Genomic DNA, 21227 nt, shown 5'->3' with positions numbered 1-21227 from the left:
GTGGCATGACACGGGACTGGCGCGCGCTGCCATCGGTCAATTCACTGTGGGAAGCCACGGCGGAGCCGGCGCGCGCGTTTCCCGTGCTGTCGGGCGAGCAAAAGGCGGATGTGGTGATCATCGGCGCCGGCTACACCGGCCTCTCCGCCGCGCACCACATCGCCAAGAGCGGGCTCAGCCCCGTCGTGCTCGAAGCGAACCGCCCCGGCTGGGGCGCGAGTGGGCGCAATGGCGGGGTGATCACGGCAAAGTTCCGCCTGTCGTTTCGCGAGATCGATGCCGCGCACGGGCGCGCCATGGCACGGCGCATGTACGAGATCGCGCATGAATCGACCGACATGGTCGAGGAACTGGTGTCCGAATTCGGCATCACCAGTGCGAATTTGACGCGCACCGGCCAGGTCAAGGCCGCGCATAACGAGACGACGCTGAAGGCTGCGATCGACGAAGCCAACTGGATGACGCGCGAAATGGGCTCCGGCGCGGTCCGCATCCTCGACAGGAACGGCGTGCGCGAGGAGACCGGCTCCGACATCTTTGTCGGCGGCGTGCTCAATCCCGGTTCGGGCGGGATACATCCGTTGAACTATCTGCGCGGCCTCGCAAACGGCGTTGCAAGCCGCGGCGTTCCGATTTTTGCGCAGTCGCCGGTCGTCAAGCTCCGGCACGAGAACGGCGGCATCGTCGCCGAGACGCCGCAAGGCGCGGTGCGTGCAAAACAGGCGATCATCGCCACCAACAGCTATTCGGATCTGACCGGCGCCACAGTGCATCTGCAGCGCACGCTGATTCCGTTCCGCAGCGCCATGGTCGCAACCGAGCGGCTCCCCGGCAATCTCGCGGGTAAACTGATGCCGACCGGGCGCACCTACACCGAGACCAAGCGCATGATGCGCTGGTTCCGCATGGTCGACAACCGCGTCATCTTCGGCGGCCGCGGCGCCTTCGGCAAGCAGGATTCGCAAGCCGCGTTCGACGCCTTGCGCAAGGCGATGGTCGGCATCTTCCCCGATCTCGCCGATGTCCCGCTCGCATACAAATGGTCAGGGCTGGTTGCGATGACGCTGGACTCGGTCCCGCATATCGGACGGCTCGACGACCGCACGCTCTTCTCGGTCGGCTACAACGGCGCCGGAGTTGCGATGTCGAGCCTGATGGGCCGCTATCTCGCCGCCTTCGCGCGCGGCGAGACGCCCGACGTCGGCCTGCTCGACGCACGACGCATGAAGGCGATTCCATTCTATCCGCTGCGGGAGCCCGCCGTGCGCATGGTCGCCGGATGGTACCAGTTTCTCGATGCGATCGGTCGGTGAGATCTATTTGGAGGAGGCGAGGATGACGATGAAGCAGAAGTTTGGACTGGGCTGCGCGCTGCTGGGCGCAATCGGATTGACCAGCGCGGCTGATGCCGCCGAGCAGATCACCTTCGTCTCGCAGGGCGGCGCCTATCAGCAGGCGCAGACGGTGGCGATCCTCGATCCCTCCGCCAAGAAGCTCGGCATCACCATCAACCAGGACTCCATTCCGGACGCCTGGCCCGCGATCAAGACGCAGGTCGGCAGCGGCAAGCCGATCTGGGACGTCGTCGACACCCCGACCGGCAACTGCCTGCGCGGCGGCGAGCAGGGGCTGATGGAGAAGCTCGACTTCTCGAAGATTCCAAACGGCGCGGCGATGCCGGAGGCCTATCGCAGCCCCTATTCAGTGTCCTACGAGTTCTATTCGAGCGTACTTGCCTACAGCCAGAAGAAATTCCCGAAGGACGCGCCGAACAGCTGGGCCGATTTCTGGGACGTGAAGAAATTCCCCGGCCGCCGCGCGCTGCGCAACCATCCGTTTGCAACGTTAGAGGCGGCGCTGATGGCCGATGGCGTCGCGCCCGACAAGCTCTATCCGCTCGACGTCGACCGCGCCTTCAAGAAGCTGGAAGAGATCAAGCCGCACATCACGGTGTGGTGGACCTCGGGCGCGCAGTCGGCGCAGTTGCTCAATGACGGCGAGGTCGACATGGAGATGGCCTGGAACGGTCGCGTCAGCGCGGTCGCCAAGGAAGGCGCGAAGGTCACCTTCACTTACAACCAGGGCATCCTGCAGAGTACCTCGCTCTGCATCCTCAAGGGCGCGCCGAATCTCGCCACCGCGGTGAAATTCCTCAACGAGGCCGTTGATCCCGTGCACCAGGCCAATCTGCCGCTGCACATCGACTATGGCCCGGGTAACCCCAAGGCCTTCGAGACGGGCGTGATCAAACCCGAGCGCGCCGCGCAATTGCCGAGCGAGCCGGCCAACGCCGCCAAGCAGGCGCTGATGTCCTACGCCTGGTGGTCCTCGCCGGCCGGCGAAGCCGCCGAGAAGCGCTGGGCGTCCTTCATGCAGAAGTGAGCGAGGCAGCGTTGACGACTTCAGTGCCAGATCCCTCCCAAAAACATCAGCGCCGTGAGCATGGCCTGATGCTGGCACTGGTGTCGCCGGCGCTGCTGGTGATCCTGGCTCTGATCGTGCTGCCGGTCGGCTGGCTGGCTTGGCAGTCGATCTACCATGACGGCTTCACACTGGAGAATTATCGCCGCGTCTTCACCGAAGACGTCTACTGGCGCAGCTTTGCGCTGACCTTCGAGATCAGCCTCGCGGTCACGGTGATCGCGCTGCTGCTCGGCTATCCCGTGGCCTACCTCGCCAATTCGGTGCCGAAAGGGTGGAGCATCCTCATCCTGTCGCTGGTCGTGCTGCCGTTCTGGACCAGCGTGCTGGTCCGCGCCTATGCCTGGCTGGCGCTGCTGCAGCGCACCGGCGTGATCAACCAGTTCCTGCGCTATCTCGATGTGATCTCCGAGCCGCTCGCGCTGGTCCACAACACCTTCGGCACAGTGGTTGCGACCGTGCACATCCTGCTGCCCTTCATGGTGCTGCCGCTCTACGCCACCATGCAAAAAATTCCGAACGATCTCATGCAGGCCGGCGCCAGCCTGGGTGCGAGTCCCTCGCTGACCTTCTTCCGCGTGTTCCTGCCGTTGTCGCTGCCGGGTGTGCTCGCCGGCTGCACCATGGTGTTCGTGCTCTGCCTCGGCTTCTACATCACGCCGGAGCTGCTCGGCGGCGGCCGCACCGTGATGGTGTCGATGCTGGTGAGCCGCAATGTCGAGCTCTACAACCAGTTCGGCGCGGCTAGCGCGGTCGCCGTCGTGCTGCTCATCAGTGTGCTCGTGATCTTCTTCATTGTAAGCCGCTTCATCTCGCTCGACCGCGTGTTGGGGCAGAAATGATGCGCGCTTCGCCTGCACGGATTGCCCTCTACGTGATCAGCGCGCTGGTGCTGATCTATCTGATCCTCCCCGTTCTGATCATCGCGCCGATCTCGTTCTCCAGCGCGCGCTTTCTGACCTTTCCGCCGCCGTCCTTTTCGCTGCGCTGGTACCAGCAATATTTCTCAAATCCCGCCTGGATGCAGGCGACGCAGGTGACGTTGACGGTCGCCCTCCTCACCGTCGTGATCGCGACCCCGTTCGGGGTGGCCGCCGCCTATGCCATCAGCCAGTCGAAGCTACGCATCATGAGGCTGATCCACTTGGCGCTGCTGTTGCCGCTGGTGGTGCCTATCATCATCACCGCCGTCGGCATCTTCTTCGTCTATGCCAAGGTCGGTCTGGTCGCGACCATGCCCGGCCTCGTGCTGGCCAACGTGATGCTGGGCCTGCCCTATGTCGTCATCTCGGTGCTCGCGGGCCTGCAGAGTTTCGATCCCGCGCAGGAGATGGTGGCGCGCAGCCTCGGCATGAACCGCCTGCGCAGCTTCTTCGCGGTGACGCTGCCGCAGATCAAGTCCAGCGTGGTTGCGGGCGGAATCTTCGCCTTCATCTCGGCGATGGACGAGACCATCGTCGCGCTGTTCATTTCCGGTGGCCAGTATCAGCCGTTGACCAAGCGCATGTTCACCGCGCTGCGCGACGAGATCGATCCGACCATCGCCGCGATCTCGACCTTGATGACGGCGGCCTCATTCATGCTGGTGCTGCTGGCGAGCGCGCGGCAGAAGCGAAGCGGGTGAGGATAGCGGGGCTGAAATTGACGAGATCGATTCACCCGATGGCGAAATCGGCGGCCGTTTCCGCGTGAATGGCGGTGGTGTCGAACGTCTCGACCGAGGTGTCGTCCGGGCCGACCAGCATGGTGATCTCGGTGCAGCCGAGGATGATGCACTCGGCGCCGCCGGCGACGAGCGCCGCCATCACCTCCTGGTAGCGCTGGCGCGAGGGCGCGGCGACGTGCCCAAGGCACAGCTCGTCGTAGATGATGCGGTTCACCTCGGCGCGCTCGTCCGCGGGAGGAACCAAGACGTCGAGACCGTGCGCGCGCAACCGGTCGATGTAGAAGTCTTCCTCCATCGTGAACTTGGTGCCGAGCAACCCGACCCGCCGATATCCCTTAGCCCGGATCCGCTCGGCCGTCGCATCGCCGATGTGGATGAACGGAACGCTCACGCTGGATATGATCTCGGGCGCCAGTTTGTGCATTGTGTTCGTGCACAACACGATCGCCCGCGCGCCGGCACTTTCGAGCAGCCGCGCGACCTCCGCCAGGCTCGCCGCCGCCTCCTGCCAGCGGCCGGCATATTGCATCTGCTTGATCTCCTCGAAATCGTAGGAATACATCAGAAGCGGGGCCGAATGCAGCTTGCCGATGCGCTCGCGGACCCGCTCGTTGATGAGCTTGTAGTAAAGCGCGGTGCTCTCCCAGCTCATGCCGCCGATCAGGCCGATGGTTTGCATTCCGGTGCTCCCGAACAGTGATTCAGAGGGATCGTAGACGAAGATGCCGAACCTCGCCATCATGGCCGCGGCAGGGCCTGTAGTGCAAACGGCAGGGACGGGCATGACGCCTGCGCAGGCTGCGAGAAGCCTTTCGACCTTGCGCACGCTCTCGGCCTGTCTTAGGCCAGTTCCCGAACAATTGCGTATCGCCGAAGTCTTGAGGGAGCCGACATGACCATTCGCAACACCCGCACCGGGGGCCAGATCCTGATCGATCAGCTCGTCGCCCAAGGCGTCGAGCGCGTCACCTGCGTGCCGGGCGAGAGCTATCTGGCGGCGCTCGATGCGCTGCATGACAGCCCGATCGACGTCGTGATCTGCCGCGCCGAAGGCGGTGCGGCGATGATGGCGGAGGCCTATGGCAAGCTCACGGGGCGGCCGGGCGTCTGCTTCGTCACCCGCGGCCCCGGTGCCACCAATGCCAGCCACGGCGTTCACATCGCGATGCAGGATTCGACGCCGATGATCCTGTTCGTCGGCCAGGTCGACACCGGCATGCGCGAGCGCGAGGCGTTCCAGGAGCTCGACTACAAGGCGGTGTTCGGCTCGATGGCGAAATGGGCGGTCGAGATCGATCGCCCCGACCGCATTCCGGAGCTGGTCGCGCGCGCCTTCCGCGTCGCCATGCAGGGCCGCCCCGGTCCCGTGGTGATCGCGCTGCCGGAGAACATGCTGACCGAGACCGCGGCCGTTGCCGATGCCATGCGCATCGAGCCCGCCGTGAGCTGGCCGGCGCCTGCCGATATCGAAAAGCTCGGCGCCATGCTGGCCGGCGCCAGGGCGCCACTCGTCATTCTCGGCGGCTCGCGCTGGACCGATGAGGCGGCCAAGAGCATCGCGCGGTTCGCCGAACGGTTCGACCTGCCGGTCGCGACCTCGTTCCGACGGGCCTCGCTGATCGACGCCGACCATTCGCACTATGCCGGCGACCTCGGCATCGGACCGAGCCCCGGCCTGAAGGCGCGCATCGACAATGCCGACGTCGTCCTGCTGATCGGCGGCCGCATGTCGGAGATGCCATCGTCGTCCTATACGCTGCTCGACATTCCGAATCCGAAGCAGAAGCTGATCCATGTGCATCCGGGCTCCGAAGAGCTCGGCCGCATCTATCAGCCTGAACTGGCGATCCAGGCGACGCCGGCCGCCTTCGCCGCCGCCGTCGAGACGCTAAAACCTTCAGGCGCGGTGGCCTGGAAGGGCGAGGCCGCGAAGGCGCATGCCGATTATCTGGCCTGGACCGGGAAGGCGCGCGAGCTGCCGGGCAGGTTCCAGTACGGCGAGGTGATGACTTGGCTGCGCGACCGCCTGCCAAAGGACGCGATCGTCTGCAACGGCGCCGGCAATTACGCCGGCTGGATCCATCGCCATCACCGCTTCCACAGCTTCGCCGCGCAGCTCGCGCCGACCTCGGGCTCGATGGGCTATGGCGTGCCGGCGGGCGTGCTCGCCAAGCGGCAATATCCGGATCGGGTCGTCGTCGCGTTTGCGGGCGACGGCTGCTTCCTGATGAACGGCCAGGAATTCGCCACTGCCGTGCAGTACGACGCGCCGCTGATCGTCATCATCATCGACAATGCGCAATACGGCACCATCCGCATGCACCAGGAGCGCGATTATCCCGGCCGCGTCGTCGGCACCCAGCTCAAGAACCCGGACTTTGCGATGTATGCCAAGGCGTTCGGCGGCCATGGCGAGCGCGTCGAGCGGACCGAGGAGTTCGCACCCGCCTTCGAGCGCGCGCTCGCTTCGGGCAAGCCGTCGATTCTTCATTGCATCATCGATCCCAGGGCGATCTCGGTCGGCAAGGATTTTGTCCCGGCGGTGAAAGCTTAGGGCAATGCCGGACGGCCGCCACGTCGCCATCATCGGAGCCGGCGCGGTCGGCGTGATCAGCGCCATCGAGGCGCTGCGCGAGGGCCATCGCGTGACGCTGATCGATCCCGGCGAGCCCGGCGGCGAACAGGCGGCGAGCTACGGCAATGCCGGCTGGCTGTCGTCGCATTCGGTGATCCCGCCGGCGGAGCCGGGCGTCTGGAAGAAGGTGCCGGGCTATCTCCTGGACCCGCTCGGCCCGCTCGCGATCCGCTGGTCTTACTTGCCGAAGGCGTTGCCCTGGTTGATCAAGTATCTGCTGTCGGGCTGGACCGCGGCGCGGGTCGAGACCACGGCGTTCGCGCTGCGCGATCTCCTGAAGGACGCGCCGCTGCTGCACAGGAAGCTCGCGGAAGAAGCCGGCGTCCCCGAACTGATCGAGCGCAACGGCGTGATGCACGTGTTCACCTCGCGCGGCAATTTCGACAATGATCTCGGCTGGCGCCTGCGCAGGAAGGTCGGCGTCGAATGGCTGGAGCTCAATGCCGACGAGATGCGCCAGCGCGAGCCGGATCTGCATCCGCGCTACACCTTTGGCGTCGTGGTGGAGGAGGCCGGGCGCTGCCGCGATCCCGGCGCTTACGTTGCAGCCCTCGCCAATCATGCGATTGCGAGCGGCGCGAAGCACGTGCGCGCCAAGGCGACCGGGCTGAAGCTCAGCGGCGGCAGGCTCGTCGCTGTCGTTACCGAGACCGGCGAGATTGCTTGTGATGCCGCGGTGGTCGCGGCCGGCGCCCGCTCGAAGCAGCTCACCGCATCGGTCGGCGATCCCCTCCCGCTCGAGACCGAGCGCGGCTATCATGTCATGATCGAGAATCCGGAAGCAGGTCCGCGCAGCTCGATGATGGCCTCCGACGCCAAGCTGGTGGTGAACTGGACCAACAAGGGCCTGCGTGCAGCGGGGACGGTCGAGATCGCCGGCCTCGAGGCCGCGCCGAACTGGAAGCGCGCCGAGATTCTGCGCAACCACCTCGTCAGCATGTTCCCGAAACTGCCGAAGGACATTCCGGCCTCGCGCGTCAAGACCTGGTTCGGCCATCGGCCGAGCATGCCGGACGGACGTCCCTGTATCGGCTATGCGCGCGCCTCTCGCGACATCGTCTATGCTTTCGGCCACGGCCATGTCGGCCTGGTCGGCTCGGCCCGCACCGGCCGTCTGGTCGCCCAGCTCGTGAGCGGCAAGGCGCCGGAGATTCCACTCGCGCCGTTCGCGCCCGATCGTTTCCTCTGAGAGCGCACCATGACCACCTCAGCCAGCTCGTCCTCCCGCATCGCCCGTGGCGGCAAGGCCATCTACGGCGCGCCGCTCGGCATCCTGATGCTGGAGGCGCGCTTTCCCCGCATTCCCGGCGACATGGGCAACGGCACGACCTGGCCATTCCCGGTGCTCTATCGCGTGGTGAGCGGCGCCTCGCCGGAAAAGGTGGTGCTGAAGGGCGCGGCCGGCCTCTTGCCCGACTTCATCGATGCTGCCAAGGATCTGGTGCGGCTCGGGGCGGAGGCCATCACCACCAATTGCGGCTTCCTCTCGCTGTTCCAGAAGGAGATCGCGGCTTCCGTCGGCGTTCCCGTCGCGACCTCCTCGCTGATGCAGGTGCCGTGGGTGCAGGCGACCCTACCACCGGGCAAGCGTGTCGGCCTCGTCACGGTGTCGGGCTCGACCCTGACGCCGGCCCATCTCGAAGGTGCCGGCGTGCCGCTCGACACGCCGCTGGTCGGCACCGAGAACGGCAAGGAGTTCTTCCGTGTCCTGATCAAGGCCGAGAAGGACGACATGGACATCGCACAAGCCGAGCGCGACGTGGTCGAGGCCGGCAAGGAGCTCGTCGCCAAGCATCCGGATGTCGGCGCCATCGTGCTCGAATGCACCAACATGCCGCCTTATGCCGCCGCGCTTCAGGCTGAGGTCGGATTGCCCGTCTACGACATCTATTCCATGATCACCTGGTTTCATGCCGGGCTGCGCCCGCGCGTCTTTGCGTGAATGCGTCCGTGAGATCGTCACTAAGCATGATCCGGAAAAGTGCGCAGCGGTTTTCGGATAAGATCATGCTCAAACAATAACCCAAAGCGCGATGACGATTCGTCCTCATCTCATCGCGCTTTAGTCCAGGAGTGAACCCATGAAACTATCCGGCAAAGTCGCGGCCATCACCGGCGCGGCGCGCGGCATCGGCAAGGCCTGCGCGAAGAGGTTTTTGGACGACGGCGTCAAGGTCGTGATCTCCGACGTCGATGCCGAGGGCTTGGCTGCGACGGCCGCGGAGCTCGCCCGGCCGGATGCATTGCGCACTGTCGTCGGCAATGTCGCCAAGCGCGCGGACGTGGATCAGCTGGTCGCGACCGCGGTGAAGGAGTTCGGCCGGCTCGACATCATGGTCAACAATGCCGGCGTCGCCCGCAACCGCGACATCCTCGACATCACCGAAGAGGAATTCGACGAGATCATCGGCATCAATCTGAAAGGCGCGTTCTTCGGCGTGCAGGCGGCGGCGAAGCAGATGATCGCGCAAGGCGGCGGCGGGGTCGTCATCAACATGTCCTCGGTGAACGCGCTGCTGGCGATCCCTTCGCTTGCGACCTACGCGATGTCGAAGGGCGGCATGAAGCAGCTGACCTCGGTTGCCGCCGTCGCGCTCGCTCCGCACAACATCCGCGTCGTCGCGGTCGGGCCGGGCACGATCCTGACCGACATGGTGGCCTCCGCGATCTACACGTCCGAGGACGCGCGCAAGACCGTGCTGTCGCGCACGCCGGCGGGCCGCGGCGGCGAGCCGAGCGAAGTGGCCGCCGTAGTGGCGTTCCTTGCCAGCGACGATGCGTCCTACATCACCGGGCAAACGATCTATCCGGATGGCGGAAGGCTCGTCCTGAACTACACGGTGCCGGTGAAGGAGAAGTAGGGCTGGGAAAGTCGCCCCACACTGGCTGTCATCGCCCGCGAAGGCGGGCGATCCAGTATTCCAGAGGCCGGCGTTGAAGATCTCGCTCCCGCCGCATCCGCCGCGGCGTACTGGATTCCCCGCTTTCGCGGGGAATGACAGTCGTCGTGAGGCGAGGAGTATTCCTTATCACTCCGCCGCGACCGTCAACCCGTAACCCAGCCGCTTCGAAATGCCCCCCGCGCAGTCGCGCAGCGCGTGCGCGATGGGGCTGTCCCAGCGGGCATCAAAAGTGCCTTCTGGGCCCATCGCGGTGACGACCAGCGCGACGTGGCCGGAATGATCGAACACCGGCGCGGAGAACGCGTTGACGCCAGGCAGGGGATCGCCGAGCGCACGGGCGAGGCCGTGTTTGCGCACCTCGGTCAGCATCTCGGCGAGCTTCGCCCCCTTCACGGCGCGCTTCGGGTTGTAGCCGACGCCATGGCGGTCGAGGCCGCTGTCGAGCGCGGCGCTGATCGTCTTCTCCGGCAGGAACGCCGCAAACGCGCGGCCGGTCGCGGTCTCCAGCAGCGCCATCACCGAGCCGACGCGCATCACGATGTGCACCGGCTGGGCCGGCTCTTCGAGCTGCACCACGGTCGGGCCGTGCGTGCCCCAGACCGCGAGCGAGACGGCGTGGCCGATCTGGCTCGCGAGGCCCGCGATCTTGGGACGCGCGATGCGCACGCCGGAGAGGCGGCGCAGGCTGATCAGGCCGAGCTCCAGCGCCAGCGCGCCGATCTCGTAACGGCCGGTGCTCTCGTCCTGCTCGATCAGGCCGATGCGGGAGAAGCTGGCGAGATAGGGATGCGCCTTGGCCGGCGTCATGCCGGCCTCGCGCGCGAGATCGCGCAGCATCATCGGCTCGCCGCTCCGTGCGAGCGCGCGTAGCAATTCGCCGCCGACCTCGATCGACTGGATGCCGCGGCTCTCTCTCTTCATGCGCCTCCGATGCGCCTGGGTCGTTGCTTGAGCATGATCTCTTCGGAAAACCGCTGCACACTTTTCCGGATCATGCTCTACGCCGCGGTGCGCTTGGCGGCGCTGTCGGCAAGATGCCTGCCGGCAATGTAGCCGAAGGTCAGTGCCGGCCCAAGCGTGATGCCGGCGCCCGGATAATTGCCGCCCATGATGCTCGCCATGTCGTTGCCGGCGGCATAGAGACCGGGAATCACCCGGCCCTCGGCGTCGAGCGCCCGTGCGTTCGCGTCGGTGACGATGCCGGCATAGGTGCCGAGATCGCCGATCACCATCTTGATGGCGTAGAACGGCCCGTTCTCGATTGGCGCCACGCAGGGGTTGGGGCCGTGCAGCGCATCGCCCTGGTAGCGGTTATAGGCCTTCGAGCCCTTGCCGAAGGCGGCGTCGTGTCCGAGCGGCGCCGTCGCATTGAACTGCCTGACCGTCTCGGCGAACGCCTCGGAGTCGATGCCGGCTTTCGCCGCCAGCGCTTCCAGCGTGTCGCCGCGCATGAGATAGCCGGTCTTCAAATGATGACTGAGGGGCATCGGGAAGGGCGGCACGCAGCCGAGGCCGTATTTGCGCAGCGTCTTGTGATCGCAGACGAGAAATGCGGCGATCTCCTCGCCGGGCTTGGCCGCCTTGATCATGGCCTGGACGAAGTCGTGATAGGAATTGCCCTCATTGGCAAAGCGCCTGCCGTCGCGCATCACCGCGATCACGCCGGGCTTGGCGCGATCGATGAAGTGCGGCATCACGCCCTTGGAGCCGTCCTTGCGCGTGGTCAGCGAGACCGGCACCCAGGCCGCCGCGTTCGGCAGGCGGTCCTCGATGCGGCCGCCGGCGCCTTCGGCAAGGCGCAGGCCGTCGCCGGTGTTGCCCGTAGGCCCGGGCGAATAATGCTCAACGCCGGTCGGCGCGTGCGGGAACATCTTCTTGCGCCGCTCGACGTCATGCGGAAAACCGCCGCAGGCGAGCACGACGCCCTGTCGTGCACGAACGCGCACCTCGCGTCCCTCGCGCGAGACGATGGCGCCCGTCACGGTGCCGTTCTCGACCGTCAGCTCGCGCACCGGCGAGGACAGCCATATCGGAATCTTGAGGTCGAGCGCTGACTTTGCGAGGCGCCCGGCGAGCGCATTGCCGTTGGTGAGCGTCATGCCGCGGCCATGGCGCAGCACGTCCATGACATGCCGCGACAGGCGCTTGGCGACATAGGCCGCCGAGGTCAGCGACTTCGTCACCCGCATGAAGTGGATGATCTCCTTGCCGCTTCCGAGCATCATGCCGAACACGGTGAGCTCGGGCAGCGGCATGCCGAGCGATTTGATGAGATCGCCGAGCTCGCGGCCGTCGAACGGGCGCGTCACCATGGAGCGGCCGCCCTGGGCGCCGCCGGGCGCTTCCGCGTGATAATCGGGAAAGACCAGCGGCATGTCGAAGCGCAGCGCGGTCTTGGTTGTGAAGAAATCGACCGCTTCAGGGCCGGCGCTCAGAAAGGCGTCGACGCGTGCTGCGTCGTAATTGTTGCCGGCCTCATGCCGCAAATACGTGCGCGCCTGCTCCGGCGTCTCCTCGATGCCGTACGCCTTCGCCAGCGAGGTGCCGGGAATCCAGAGCCAGCCGCCGGAGCGGGCCGTGGTGCCGCCGAAGCGCGGCTCCTTCTCGACGATCAGCACGTCGAGTCCGCGATGACGCGCGGTGATCGCGGCCGACATGCCGGAGCAACCCGATCCGGCCACGAGCACGTCGCACTCGTAGGTCTCCATGGCGCCATGCTCGTTGCCAGCCATATCGGCCTCACTTCTTCAGGAGCGGACATTTGGATTCGGAGACCGGGCGGAAGGCGTCATCGCCCTTCACGGTCTTGACGATGTCCAGATAATCCCACGGCTCCTTGGACTGCGCGGGGGTCTTCACCTTGGCGAGATACATGTCGCGGATGACACGGCCGTCCTCGCGCAACTTGCCGCCATGGACGAAGATATCCTCGATCGGCAGCTCGCGCATCTTCGCCATCACCTTGGCGGAATCGTCGGTGCCGGCCGCCTTGATCGCCTTGAGATAGTGCAGCACCGCGCCGTAGACGCCGGTCTGAATCATGGTCGGCATCACCTTGGTCCGCTCGTAGAACTTTTTCGACCAGGCGCGGGTGGCCTCGTCCATAGCCCAGTAGGACGCCGTGGTCATATAGGTGCCCTGCGCGGCCTTCAGGCCGATGGCGTGCACGTCGGTGTCGAACATCAAAAGGCCGACCAGCTTCTGGCCGCCCTGGACCAGGCCGAATTCGCCGGATTGCTTGATGGCGTTGTCGGTGTCCTGGCCGGCATTGGCGAAGGCGACCACGTCGGATTTCGAGCTCTGCGCCTGCAGCGCGAAGGAGGAGAAATCGGCGGTGTTGGTCGGATGCCTGACGCCGCCGAGCACCTTGCCGCCCATCTCGTTGATGAAGCGCGTGGCGTCCTTCTCGAGTTGATGGCCGAAGGCATAATCCGCGGTGATGAAGTACCAGGATTTTCCGCCTTCCCGGATCACGGCGGAGGCCGTCACCTTCGAGAGCGCATAGGTGTCGTAGGTGAAATGCACGGTGTTCGGGCTGCACAGCTCGTCGGTCAGCGAGCTCGCGCCGGGGCCGGAGAGCAGGGCGACTTTGCCGCGCTCGCGCACCATGTTGTGCACGGCGATGGCGATGCCGGAATTGGGGATGTCGACGACCGCATCGACCTTGCCGTTGTCGAACCAGCCGCGGACGATCTGAACACCGACGTCGGTCTTCATCTGGTGGTCGGCGCTGATGATCTCGATCGGCTTGCCGAGCACGGTCGGCCCGAATTCCTCCACGGCCATCTTGGCGGCCTCGACCGAGCCCGGCCCAGAGTTGTCGCGGCCCCAGCTCGACAGGTCCGTCAGCACGCCGATCCGCACCGCGTCGTCGGATACTTGCGCGGTCGCCGCCGATGTCATGACCGCCGAAGTCATGGCCGCGAGCATGGTGCAGGCCAGGAGCCCTCTCATTGTCGTTTCCTCTCTTTTTGGCCGCTTGGTGCGACGGGGTCGTTGTGGAGGTAAATTAGATAATGGCGAATGAATTTGTCAATGGCGAACTATGGTGCCGGGTGGGTTCCACGATCGCCGGGTGATGCTGGTAAGGAGCGCTCCTGCCTCGACACGCGTCATTGCGAGCCACCGGGTCCGCGCGAAGCGCGGCCCGATGACAGGCTCCGCGAAGCAATCCAGAGTCTTTCCGCGGAGGCGGTCTGGATTGCTTCGTCGCTAGGGCTCCTCGCAATGACGGGTGTTGCGCCACCTGCGCACAAAATCCCGCGCCGTAATCCTGTGGGAGGCAACACCTCCACAGATTGCAGCCGTCACAACGTTTGGCCATGATGCCCACTGGAATCCTTTGGGGCAGGGCATGACGACAGCAACGGGGGTCTCCGCTTCCGCGGAGAGATCGACGACGGCGCACGTGGTGTGGGCGAGTGCGCTCGGCACCGCGATCGAGTGGTACGATTTCCTGATCTACGGCACGGCGGCGGCGCTCGTCTTCAACAAGCTGTTCTTCCCGAGCTTCGATCCCTTCGTCGGCACGCTGGCGGCGTTCTCGACCTATGCGGTCGGCTTCGTTGCGCGGCCGATCGGCGGCGCCATCATCGGGCATTACGGCGACCGGCTCGGCCGCAAGACCATGCTGGTTGCGACCATGATCGCGATGGGGCTCGGCACCTTCCTGATCGGCTGCCTGCCGACCTACGATCAGATCGGCGTCTGGGCGCCGATCCTGCTCGTGATCCTCCGTTTCGTTCAGGGCATCGGGCTCGGGGGCGAGTGGAGCGGCGCGGTCGTGATGGTGATCGAGCACGCCGGCAATCGCCGCGGCTTCTACGGTAGCCTGGTGCAGGTCGGCTTTCCCGTCGGCGTCGCCGCTTCCACCGGCATCTTCGCCCTGATGACGAAGCTGCCCGAGGCGGACTTCCTCAGCTGGGGCTGGCGCGTGCCGTTCCTGATCAGCATTCTGCTGGTCGGCGTCGGCTTCATCGTGCGGCTCAAGCTTGCGGAGACGCCTCACTTCAAGGAGATCGTCGAGCGCAAGGAGGTGCTGGCGCAGCCGGCCCTCGAAGTGCTGCGCCGCGACTGGCGCAGCTTTCTGCTCGCGATCGGCATCACGGTGTCGGAGGTCGGGCTCGCTTATCTCCTCACCGTGTTCACGGTGGTTTACGCGACGACCAGGCTCGGCCTGCCCCGGCAGGTGATCCTGGATGCGGTGGTCTATGCCGCGATCGTCGAGTTCGCGACGCTGCCGCTGGCCGGCTGGCTGTCCGACATCTTCGGACGCAAGGCGCTGTATCTGGCCGGCGGCGTCTTCTCGGTGGCGCTGGCATTCCCGCTGTTCTGGTTCGTCGACACCAGGGAGCCGGCGCTGATCACGCTTGCGCTCGTCGTCACGATGACGCTCACCCATGCGCTGCTGTTCGGGCCGAAGGCCGCGTTCATGCCGGAGCTGTTCCGCACCCAGGTGCGCTACAGCGGCGCTTCGCTCGGCGCCAACGTCGCGGCGGCGCTCAGCGGCGGCTTCTCGCCCCTGATCGCGGCTGCGCTGCTGGCCTGGGCCGGCTCGTACTGGGCGGTGTCGGTCTACATCGTCGCGCTGTCGATCGTCACGATCCTCGCGACGCTGCTGGCGCCGGAGACGGCGCGGGACTCGCTAAGATCCTGAGCGTCGGGACAAGCAAGCCGGATTTGCAGCGTTCGGAAACACCAGGAAGGTGATGGTCGTCGGCGCAAGCCTGACCGTTCCCGGCGGTGCTGCGCGTGCCTCGAGCCGGGGCAGCTGGCCCTCAGGGGTCAGCGTGAGCCTCTTGCCGTTCAACTGCACAATCGTACCCTGCAACTGCGCTGCGTGCAGCGTGTACCGCTCGGCGGAATCCGGCAGCGATAGCGTGCGCGATGTGCCGCGCGACGTGTTGATTGCGAGCAGCGACACCGCGCCTGTCGTGGCTGGGTGGCAGTGCGCGTAAAGATGGAGATTGCGCGCAGCAGGTTTGCCTGCGTCGAGCACGATCGTTCCCATCAGCCGGCGCCAGAGCAGCGCGGCCCAATAGCTCGGCCGCGGTCGGAACGTTGTTTCGTCGAGCAGGCCGTAATCGCTGGCAGCCAGCGTGTTGTGCATCACCACTTGGACACCGGCCTTCGCCAGGCGTCCGAGCTGGTCGAGATAGCGGAACGTGTCCAGAAAAGTCCGGTCCCATAAGCCGCCGCCGCAGGCGGCATCAGCCGTCTCGGTCAGCCAGATCGGCTTGCCCGGCTCGAATGCGTCGCGCAGCGCCTGGTAGGTCCCGAGCGTCGCATCCGTGCGCGCCAGCCATTGCTCCGAGAGGGCCTGCGCCGGATCGTCGTGCCCGCCACAGCGCGGTGAGATCGTGTTGTAATGGTGATAGGAGAACCGATCGACGCCGGGGCCGGATGCGGCAAGCAGGTCCCGCGTGGTGAGCCCCGTTCCGGACGGCGATGGTGCATCGCCGACCGAGCCGGGACCGAGGATCAGCGTCTCCGGTGCGGCGCGCCGCATCCACTCGCGAAAGATCTTGAAGTCGCGGCCATAGGCGGCCGCGTCATAGCCCGCCGGTGCACCGCCCGTCGCTGCGAGCGTCGGCTCGTTCATGAATTCGGCGGCGGCGATGCGCCCACCCAGAGCGCGCGTGGTGTCGACCAGCTGCTGCGCCTGATCCGGCTTCCACATGCCGTTGTCATCGCGGCTGCCGGGACTGATCGCAAAGGAGGTGACGATCTCCGCATCGACCGCATGCGCGAACTCCACGACGCCGCGCCACTGCGCTCGGCTGAGCACCGAATTGAATCCCGGCGGTGGCTCTCCCGGCGCCTCGGCAAAGAACGTCGCATTGGCCCAGGTGCCGCTCACGCGCAGATAGGCCGGCGACAGCGCCGCGGCGAGCAGGCGCAGTCGCGCATTGGCAAGATCGATCGGCGGCCGCGCGCTGTAACGATCCCGTTCGTCGAAGGCACGTGCGGTTCGCGGATAAGGCTTCCAGAACCGTCCGCCGGTCACCTCCACCATCTCGATGTTGTAGGATTGAAAGCGCGCATCGATCGTTCCGAGCGTCTCTAGCCCGGCAGGCGAGATGGCAATGTCGTCGGCATGCGCCGCAAAGGCGGTTGCGGCGGCCAGCAGGGCAATCGCACCCGCCGTGCGACCGGCCGGACGCGGTCGGGTCCCTGGTCTGCGGTGTGCTGCCGCCTGGTTCGTCATGCGCGTTGCCCGGGGCCAGATGCGCGGAGGCAACGTGGCCTTACCTCGACCCGCCCATTGTACCCCTATTTTACCTTGCCGTTGCCGCCGAGAGCGTCCGGGCTCGGCGGACCATCGATGGGGTCGAAAAAAAATCCGCTGGCCCCTCTTGAAACCGGTTTCCGGTTTTCTAAGTCGTTTTTCGCCGCGAGAGCGGTGTGTCGGATGCCAACCGGGTCCGGCACGGGCGCCGGGTTGGTCTTTCGGACCCGTCTGAAATCCCGCCTTGCGCTCCTTCGTATCCATCTTGCTCTTTGGAGGACTTGGTTATGAGGACCAGCTTTGACTTCGCGCCGCTGTGGCGCTCCACCATCGGCTTCGACCACCTGGCCGACCTCGTCGACAGCACGCTCCGCCAGGCGACCGAGGACAATTATCCCCCCTACAACATCGAGCGATCCGGCGAAGACCATTACCGGATCAGCCTTGCCGTGGCAGGCTTCGGCGCCAACGACATCACCGTGACGGCCGAACAGAACGCGCTTACCATCGAGGGCAGGAAGCCCGAGACGGCTGCGCGCGAATACCTGTACCAGGGCATCGCCGCGCGTCCGTTCCGGCGCGTGTTCAACCTCGCTGATTACGTCCAGGTGAAGCAGGCCTCGTTCCAGGACGGGCTGCTGATTATCGACCTCGTCCGCGAGGTTCCGGAAGCCATGAAGCCGCGTCGCATTCCGATCGCGGGCGGCGCTCCTGCGGCAACGCAGATCGAGCAGAAGAAAGCAGCCTGAGCGCTCGATCGAACAGGCGGAACGCGGCGCGCGCATGCGCGGGCCGCGCTTTCCGATGCAAGAAGGAGGGTACCATGGCTTTTCGTGATCTCATTCCCTGGTCGAAAAACCAGGAGCTTGCGCCGGCGCGCGACAATTTCGATCCGTTCCTGACGCTTCACCGCGAGATGAACCGTCTGTTCGACGATGTCTTCCGCGGCTTCGGGGCGACCAACCTGTCGCCGCTGATGGAAGGCCGTTTCGGCTGGCCGAAGGTCGAGCTCAGCGAGACCGACAAGACGCTGACTGTCTCGGCTGAGCTTCCCGGCCTGACGGAGAAGGACGTTCAGGTCGAGATCGCCAATGGCGTGCTGACCGTGCGAGGCGAGAAGAAGGCGGAGCGCAACGGCGAAGGCAGGTTCTTCACCGAGTGCTATTACGGCGCCTTCGAACGGCAGATTCCGCTGGAGGGTGTCGAGGAGGACAAGGCAGAGGCGTCGTTCAGGAATGGCGTCCTGACCGTGTCGCTGCCGAAGTCGGAGAAGGCACGCGAAGGCGTCAAGCGCATCGCGATCAACACGCATTAAGTCAAGTGAGACGGCGGCGATGTGGCGCCGCCGTCTCATCGTCAACAAGCCGTCCCCCTGGAAAGGAGCATGTGGGAGACTTAACCGATGACCAACGTGAATACCAATTCCGGCACTCTCAATCCGCTGTTTCATCCCGCCGCCCACTACGACTCGCCTGCCGACGTCCTGAATGCCGAGGAGCTCTCACCGCCCGAAAAGCGCGTCATCCTGTCGTCCTGGGCATCGGACATGTACGCGGTCGAATCCTATCCCGCCTTGCGCGAGATTCCCGGCATGAGCCACACGGTCCGGCTCGCCGACATTCTGGCCGCCTTGCGCAAGCTCGACGGCGACAACGACAATGACGACCCGCCACGCGGGGGCGGCGTCCCGATGCGGTTGCGGCGGCCATGGGCCGCCGCCGAAGGGCAGGCGGCATGATCCTCACCAACACCGTCCTCGCCCTCGTGCTGCTCGGCCAGGTCGCGGCAGCCTGGACCGTCCCGCTTCTGGCCCTGCAAGGCTGGATCGTCGCATCAGGCGACGAAGGCTGAAGCACCAAGGTTCCGACTATCCTCACAACACAACGCGGCAGGGTGACGATGATGAATGCTGTGCGTCTGCTGTTCCTGGCCTTGCTGATGCTGACGCTCACGGCGTCGCAGCCTGCCGCCGGCCAGATTCCGGATCTGAAGACCGGCGGTCCGGTACCGACCCTGGCGCCGCTGGTGCGCCAGGTGACGCCGGCCGTCGTCAACATCTCCGTGCATGGCCGCGTGCGCGAGGACAACCCGCTCTATCGCGACCCGCTGTTTCGCGAGTTCTTCGACGTCCCCCGGCAGATCGAGAAGGAGGTCAATGCGACCGGCTCCGGGGTGATCGTCGACGCCCAGCGCGGCTATGTGCTGACCAACAATCACGTGGTCGAGGGCACATCCGCCGTTCAGATCACGACCAAGGACGGCCGGCAGTTTTCCGCCAAGGTCATCGGCCGTGATCCGCCGACGGATGTCGCGGTGCTCCAGGTCCAGAACCCGGTCGGGCTCAAGGCGCTTGCCTTCGGCGACAGCGACGGGCTCGATGTCGGCGATTTCGTCCTCGCGATCGGCAATCCCTTCGGCCTCGGCCAGACCGTGACCTCAGGGCTCGTCAGCGCGCTGGGCCGCACCGGCCTAGGCAAGCAGGGCTATGAGGATTTCATCCAGACCGACGCGGCGATCAATCCCGGCAATTCCGGCGGCGCGCTGGTCAGCCTGCGCGGCGAGCTCGTCGGCATCAACTCGGCGATCATCTCGCCCGCGGGCGGCAATGTCGGTATCGGCTTTGCCATTCCGGTCAACATGGCGCGCAAGGTGATGGAGCAGATCATCGTGAGCGGCCGCGTCGAGCGCGGTCGCATCGGCATTTCGCTGAAGGACCTGCATCCGTCGGTCAACAAGGGATTGAATCAGGGCGCCGTCATCGCCGAGATCGCGGCGGATTCGCCCGCAGAGAAGGCCGGCCTGCGCAAGGGCGATGTCGTGACCGGCGCCGACGACCGCCCGATCCGCACTGCCGCCCAGCTCCGCAACACGATCGGCCTGGCGCGGATCGGCGAGGACGTGAAGCTCACGCTGCTGCGCAATGGTGCGCCATTCACCGCCACGGTGAGAGTGGCGCCCGCAGCCGGCACGAGCAGCGCGCTCGCAGGCCCCAATCGCCTCGTCCGCTGAAACGAATGCGCAGGGACGAACCGCGCAAGCGGTTCGTCGTGCGATGGCAGGGCTATGGCATATGACTTGTAGCGGCGGCCGGTGCGCACGCCTCGTCCTTCGAGACGGCGCTTACGCGCCTCCTCAGGATGAGGCTCATCGGCGTCAGTGTCTCTTGAAACTGTAGCCACACACTCCGTCCTCATCCTGAGGAGCCCGCCTCAAGCGGGCGTCTCGAAGGATGGCCGCAGGGGAGAGCTCTCAAATGCGATAGCCCTCCCTGCGACGGTGCCGGGGAGGCGTGATCTCCCAGCTCAGGCCGCGCGGTGATCCCATTCACCTTGCAGGTCCCGGATCAGCCGCCGCTCGCGTTCGATGCGCTGGCGATAGCGCTCGCGCTCATGCTCGCTCTTGGCGCTGGCGAGAAGCAGCTCGTAATGGCCGATGACCTTCTCGCTGCCGCGGATGAGCAGGTCGCGTTGGCTGTTCATTGCGCCATCCCCATTGCGCCCGCCGGCGCTTTGGCGGCGCGGAAGCCGACGGGAAAGGTGGTGGCGGTCAGGCCATCGAGCGCCGATCGCTCTTCCGCAAGTCGCCTCTCGATGAATTGGCGCTCAAGCTGCGACAGCCTGGTCTTCAGCAGGCGCCGGTAGCGGTGGATGTTGTTGCGGTGCGCACGAATGCGGGCCAAATTCTCATCGAGCATCGTCGTCTCTCCAGACGGTCGCGTTAGATCCTTTGGTTTGCGAGGATGAGAAGATCTCTTCTCGGCGAAAAAATATTCAGCGGCTAAGCGGTGTCAAGATGTTGGCGCGCCTGTCCTCGTTGCTGGCTCCTGGGATCGATGATCGGCCGGTCGAACCGTCCGGCCGGCTGGGTTCCGGGCGCGATTGCCTTTTGTTGGCCGGCAAGCGAACCTCGTGTGGCCATATTTGAGCAGGAGTGATCTGTCGCGAGGGAGGCGCTCCGATGAACAAGGCACTGATCACTGCTGTCGCAATGCTGGCCTGCGTGCCCGCGAGCGCGCTCGCGCAGGAGCGCGCGGGCGATGCGGCGCTCGGCGCGGTCTCGGGCGCCGTCGTGCTGGGGCCGGTCGGTGCGGTCGCCGGAGCCTTGATCGGCTACACGGCCGGACCTTCGATCGCCCGGTCCTGGGGCCTGAGAGGCTCGCAGTCGGCCAGGCACCGGCAGCCGCCGCCACGTCGCGCCGCCGCGACCGGCAGCCCGTCGCGCACGCGCGAGGCGATGGCCGCCAATGGCCAGATGAGAGCTGCCGGCAGTCCGGCCCCGCCGCCGGTCCAGGCTCCGCCGGTTCAAGCCGCCCCTGCCGCGCCGGCGCATTCCCCGGCACCGCCCGTTCAGGGGTTCGACTGAGACCGCCAACTT

General features: G+C 65.8%; 21 protein-coding genes. 14 read left to right on the top strand and 7 right to left on the bottom strand.

Annotation, left to right across the window (positions count from 1 at the left end):
- The first annotated feature begins 5 nt into the window (after window positions 1–5).
- The 4 genes from ABIA45_RS18775 to ABIA45_RS18760 all read left to right on the top strand — a co-directional run bounded on the left by ABIA45_RS18775 (window position 6) and on the right by ABIA45_RS18760 (window position 4045).
- Window positions 6–1313: an FAD-binding oxidoreductase gene (locus ABIA45_RS18775; protein WP_275497093.1), complete on the top strand. Its 1308-nt coding sequence runs from the start codon at window positions 6–8 to the stop codon at window positions 1311–1313.
- Window positions 1314–1335: 22 nt separating this feature from the next.
- Window positions 1336–2382: an ABC transporter substrate-binding protein gene (locus ABIA45_RS18770; protein ID WP_275497092.1), complete on the top strand. Its 1047-nt coding sequence runs from the start codon at window positions 1336–1338 to the stop codon at window positions 2380–2382.
- Between the two features lie 68 nt (window positions 2383–2450).
- Complete coding sequence (locus tag ABIA45_RS18765) at window positions 2451–3263, top strand: ABC transporter permease (RefSeq protein ID WP_198399642.1); 813 nt, start codon at window positions 2451–2453, stop codon at window positions 3261–3263.
- A complete protein-coding gene (locus tag ABIA45_RS18760; protein WP_036042384.1) occupies window positions 3260–4045 on the top strand; it encodes an ABC transporter permease in 786 nt (261 codons plus the stop codon). Before ABIA45_RS18765 ends, ABIA45_RS18760 begins: the two co-directional genes overlap by 4 nt.
- A 31-nt stretch (window positions 4046–4076) precedes the next feature.
- Here ABIA45_RS18760 and ABIA45_RS18755 read toward each other — a convergent pair whose 3' ends face one another.
- On the bottom strand, window positions 4077–4766 hold the full coding sequence (locus tag ABIA45_RS18755; protein WP_404653147.1) for an aspartate/glutamate racemase family protein: 690 nt from the start codon (window positions 4764–4766) through the stop codon (window positions 4077–4079).
- A 213-nt stretch (window positions 4767–4979) separates the two neighbouring features.
- On the opposite strand from ABIA45_RS18755, the gene ABIA45_RS18750 reads away from it, so the two are divergent.
- From ABIA45_RS18750 to ABIA45_RS18735, 4 genes are all read left to right on the top strand, one after another.
- On the top strand, window positions 4980–6641 hold the full coding sequence (locus ABIA45_RS18750; RefSeq protein WP_404653146.1) for a thiamine pyrophosphate-binding protein: 1662 nt from the start codon (window positions 4980–4982) through the stop codon (window positions 6639–6641).
- Between the two features lie 4 nt (window positions 6642–6645).
- Entirely contained in the window at window positions 6646–7911 is a 1266-nt protein-coding gene (locus ABIA45_RS18745) for an FAD-binding oxidoreductase (RefSeq protein WP_275497089.1), read from the top strand.
- A gap of 9 nt (window positions 7912–7920) precedes the next feature.
- Window positions 7921–8664 (top strand): aspartate/glutamate racemase family protein, encoded by a 744-nt coding sequence (locus ABIA45_RS18740; protein ID WP_275508584.1) that lies wholly within the window; start codon window positions 7921–7923, stop codon window positions 8662–8664.
- A gap of 139 nt (window positions 8665–8803) precedes the next feature.
- Entirely contained in the window at window positions 8804–9583 is a 780-nt protein-coding gene (locus ABIA45_RS18735) for an SDR family NAD(P)-dependent oxidoreductase (protein WP_404653144.1), read from the top strand.
- A 168-nt stretch (window positions 9584–9751) separates the two neighbouring features.
- On the opposite strand, the gene ABIA45_RS18730 is transcribed toward ABIA45_RS18735, so the two are convergent.
- The 3 genes from ABIA45_RS18730 to ABIA45_RS18720 form a co-directional block, all read right to left on the bottom strand.
- Complete coding sequence (locus ABIA45_RS18730; protein WP_404653143.1) at window positions 9752–10546, bottom strand: IclR family transcriptional regulator; 795 nt, start codon at window positions 10544–10546, stop codon at window positions 9752–9754.
- A 77-nt stretch (window positions 10547–10623) separates the two neighbouring features.
- Window positions 10624–12357, bottom strand: coding sequence for an FAD-dependent oxidoreductase (locus tag ABIA45_RS18725; protein ID WP_404653142.1), 1734 nt, complete (start codon window positions 12355–12357; stop codon window positions 10624–10626).
- Window positions 12358–12364: 7 nt separating this feature from the next.
- The gene (locus ABIA45_RS18720; RefSeq protein ID WP_404653140.1) at window positions 12365–13579 is read right to left on the bottom strand and encodes an ABC transporter substrate-binding protein; all 1215 of its coding nucleotides are present in this window, start codon (window positions 13577–13579) and stop codon (window positions 12365–12367) included.
- Window positions 13580–13979: 400 nt separating this feature from the next.
- On the opposite strand from ABIA45_RS18720, the gene ABIA45_RS18715 reads away from it, so the two are divergent.
- Complete coding sequence (locus tag ABIA45_RS18715) at window positions 13980–15281, top strand: MFS transporter (protein ID WP_404543207.1); 1302 nt, start codon at window positions 13980–13982, stop codon at window positions 15279–15281.
- On the opposite strand, the gene ABIA45_RS18710 is transcribed toward ABIA45_RS18715, so the two are convergent.
- Window positions 15270–16832, bottom strand: a complete 1563-nt coding sequence (locus ABIA45_RS18710) for a hypothetical protein (protein WP_404653139.1) — start codon at window positions 16830–16832, stop codon at window positions 15270–15272. The two genes, ABIA45_RS18715 and ABIA45_RS18710, sit on opposite strands and share 12 nt — an antisense overlap.
- 308 nt (window positions 16833–17140) lie before the next feature.
- Between ABIA45_RS18710 and ABIA45_RS18705 the strand changes: the two genes are divergently transcribed.
- From ABIA45_RS18705 to ABIA45_RS18690, 4 genes are all read left to right on the top strand, one after another.
- Window positions 17141–17602 (top strand): Hsp20 family protein, encoded by a 462-nt coding sequence (locus ABIA45_RS18705; RefSeq protein ID WP_036042370.1) that lies wholly within the window; start codon window positions 17141–17143, stop codon window positions 17600–17602.
- Between the two features lie 74 nt (window positions 17603–17676).
- Window positions 17677–18168 (top strand): Hsp20/alpha crystallin family protein, encoded by a 492-nt coding sequence (locus tag ABIA45_RS18700; protein WP_057026078.1) that lies wholly within the window; start codon window positions 17677–17679, stop codon window positions 18166–18168.
- Between the two features lie 87 nt (window positions 18169–18255).
- Window positions 18256–18591 carry a hypothetical protein gene (locus tag ABIA45_RS18695; protein ID WP_157281818.1) on the top strand — a complete coding sequence of 112 codons (336 nt, stop codon included), beginning with the start codon at window positions 18256–18258 and terminating at the stop codon, window positions 18589–18591.
- A gap of 161 nt (window positions 18592–18752) precedes the next feature.
- On the top strand, window positions 18753–19862 hold the full coding sequence (locus ABIA45_RS18690; protein WP_404653138.1) for a trypsin-like peptidase domain-containing protein: 1110 nt from the start codon (window positions 18753–18755) through the stop codon (window positions 19860–19862).
- A gap of 293 nt (window positions 19863–20155) precedes the next feature.
- On the opposite strand, the gene ABIA45_RS18685 is transcribed toward ABIA45_RS18690, so the two are convergent.
- On the bottom strand, window positions 20156–20332 hold the full coding sequence (locus ABIA45_RS18685; RefSeq protein ID WP_404653137.1) for a hypothetical protein: 177 nt from the start codon (window positions 20330–20332) through the stop codon (window positions 20156–20158).
- Window positions 20329–20547 (bottom strand): hypothetical protein, encoded by a 219-nt coding sequence (locus tag ABIA45_RS18680; protein WP_404653135.1) that lies wholly within the window; start codon window positions 20545–20547, stop codon window positions 20329–20331. Before ABIA45_RS18680 ends, ABIA45_RS18685 begins: the two co-directional genes overlap by 4 nt.
- 263 nt (window positions 20548–20810) lie before the next feature.
- Between ABIA45_RS18680 and ABIA45_RS18675 the strand changes: the two genes are divergently transcribed.
- Entirely contained in the window at window positions 20811–21215 is a 405-nt protein-coding gene (locus ABIA45_RS18675) for a hypothetical protein (protein WP_404653134.1), read from the top strand.
- Window positions 21216–21227 lie beyond the last annotated feature (12 nt).

This window comes from Bradyrhizobium sp. USDA 336 (assembly GCF_044908355.1).
GTDB classification, from domain to species: Bacteria; Pseudomonadota; Alphaproteobacteria; order Rhizobiales; family Xanthobacteraceae; genus Bradyrhizobium; species Bradyrhizobium yuanmingense.
Note: the sequence above shows the minus strand (reverse complement) of the source record. Positions and strands in the feature narration are given on the sequence as shown.

Bases quoted from the DNA above. Each gene is read 5' to 3' on its own strand.
- ABIA45_RS18710 (WP_404653139.1), bottom strand. From the start codon at position 16,832: ATGACGAACCAGGCGGCAGCACACCGCAGACCAGGGACCCGACCGCGT.
- ABIA45_RS18730 (WP_404653143.1), bottom strand. From the start codon at position 10,546: ATGAAGAGAGAGAGCCGCGGCATCCAGTCGATCGAGGTCGGCGGCGAA.
- ABIA45_RS18745 (WP_275497089.1), top strand. From the start codon at position 6,646: ATGCCGGACGGCCGCCACGTCGCCATCATCGGAGCCGGCGCGGTCGGC.
- ABIA45_RS18770 (WP_275497092.1), top strand. From the start codon at position 1,336: ATGACGATGAAGCAGAAGTTTGGACTGGGCTGCGCGCTGCTGGGCGCA.
- ABIA45_RS18715 (WP_404543207.1), top strand. From the start codon at position 13,980: ATGACGACAGCAACGGGGGTCTCCGCTTCCGCGGAGAGATCGACGACG.
- ABIA45_RS18735 (WP_404653144.1), top strand. From the start codon at position 8,804: ATGAAACTATCCGGCAAAGTCGCGGCCATCACCGGCGCGGCGCGCGGC.
- ABIA45_RS18760 (WP_036042384.1), top strand. From the start codon at position 3,260: ATGATGCGCGCTTCGCCTGCACGGATTGCCCTCTACGTGATCAGCGCG.
- ABIA45_RS18720 (WP_404653140.1), bottom strand. From the start codon at position 13,579: ATGAGAGGGCTCCTGGCCTGCACCATGCTCGCGGCCATGACTTCGGCG.
- ABIA45_RS18755 (WP_404653147.1), bottom strand. From the start codon at position 4,766: ATGCAAACCATCGGCCTGATCGGCGGCATGAGCTGGGAGAGCACCGCG.
- ABIA45_RS18765 (WP_198399642.1), top strand. From the start codon at position 2,451: ATGCTGGCACTGGTGTCGCCGGCGCTGCTGGTGATCCTGGCTCTGATC.
- ABIA45_RS18750 (WP_404653146.1), top strand. From the start codon at position 4,980: ATGACCATTCGCAACACCCGCACCGGGGGCCAGATCCTGATCGATCAG.
- ABIA45_RS18675 (WP_404653134.1), top strand. From the start codon at position 20,811: ATGAACAAGGCACTGATCACTGCTGTCGCAATGCTGGCCTGCGTGCCC.
- ABIA45_RS18775 (WP_275497093.1), top strand. From the start codon at position 6: ATGACACGGGACTGGCGCGCGCTGCCATCGGTCAATTCACTGTGGGAA.
- ABIA45_RS18740 (WP_275508584.1), top strand. From the start codon at position 7,921: ATGACCACCTCAGCCAGCTCGTCCTCCCGCATCGCCCGTGGCGGCAAG.
- ABIA45_RS18700 (WP_057026078.1), top strand. From the start codon at position 17,677: ATGGCTTTTCGTGATCTCATTCCCTGGTCGAAAAACCAGGAGCTTGCG.
- ABIA45_RS18705 (WP_036042370.1), top strand. From the start codon at position 17,141: ATGAGGACCAGCTTTGACTTCGCGCCGCTGTGGCGCTCCACCATCGGC.
- ABIA45_RS18725 (WP_404653142.1), bottom strand. From the start codon at position 12,357: ATGGCTGGCAACGAGCATGGCGCCATGGAGACCTACGAGTGCGACGTG.
- ABIA45_RS18685 (WP_404653137.1), bottom strand. From the start codon at position 20,332: ATGAACAGCCAACGCGACCTGCTCATCCGCGGCAGCGAGAAGGTCATC.
- ABIA45_RS18695 (WP_157281818.1), top strand. From the start codon at position 18,256: ATGACCAACGTGAATACCAATTCCGGCACTCTCAATCCGCTGTTTCAT.
- ABIA45_RS18680 (WP_404653135.1), bottom strand. From the start codon at position 20,547: ATGCTCGATGAGAATTTGGCCCGCATTCGTGCGCACCGCAACAACATC.
- ABIA45_RS18690 (WP_404653138.1), top strand. From the start codon at position 18,753: ATGATGAATGCTGTGCGTCTGCTGTTCCTGGCCTTGCTGATGCTGACG.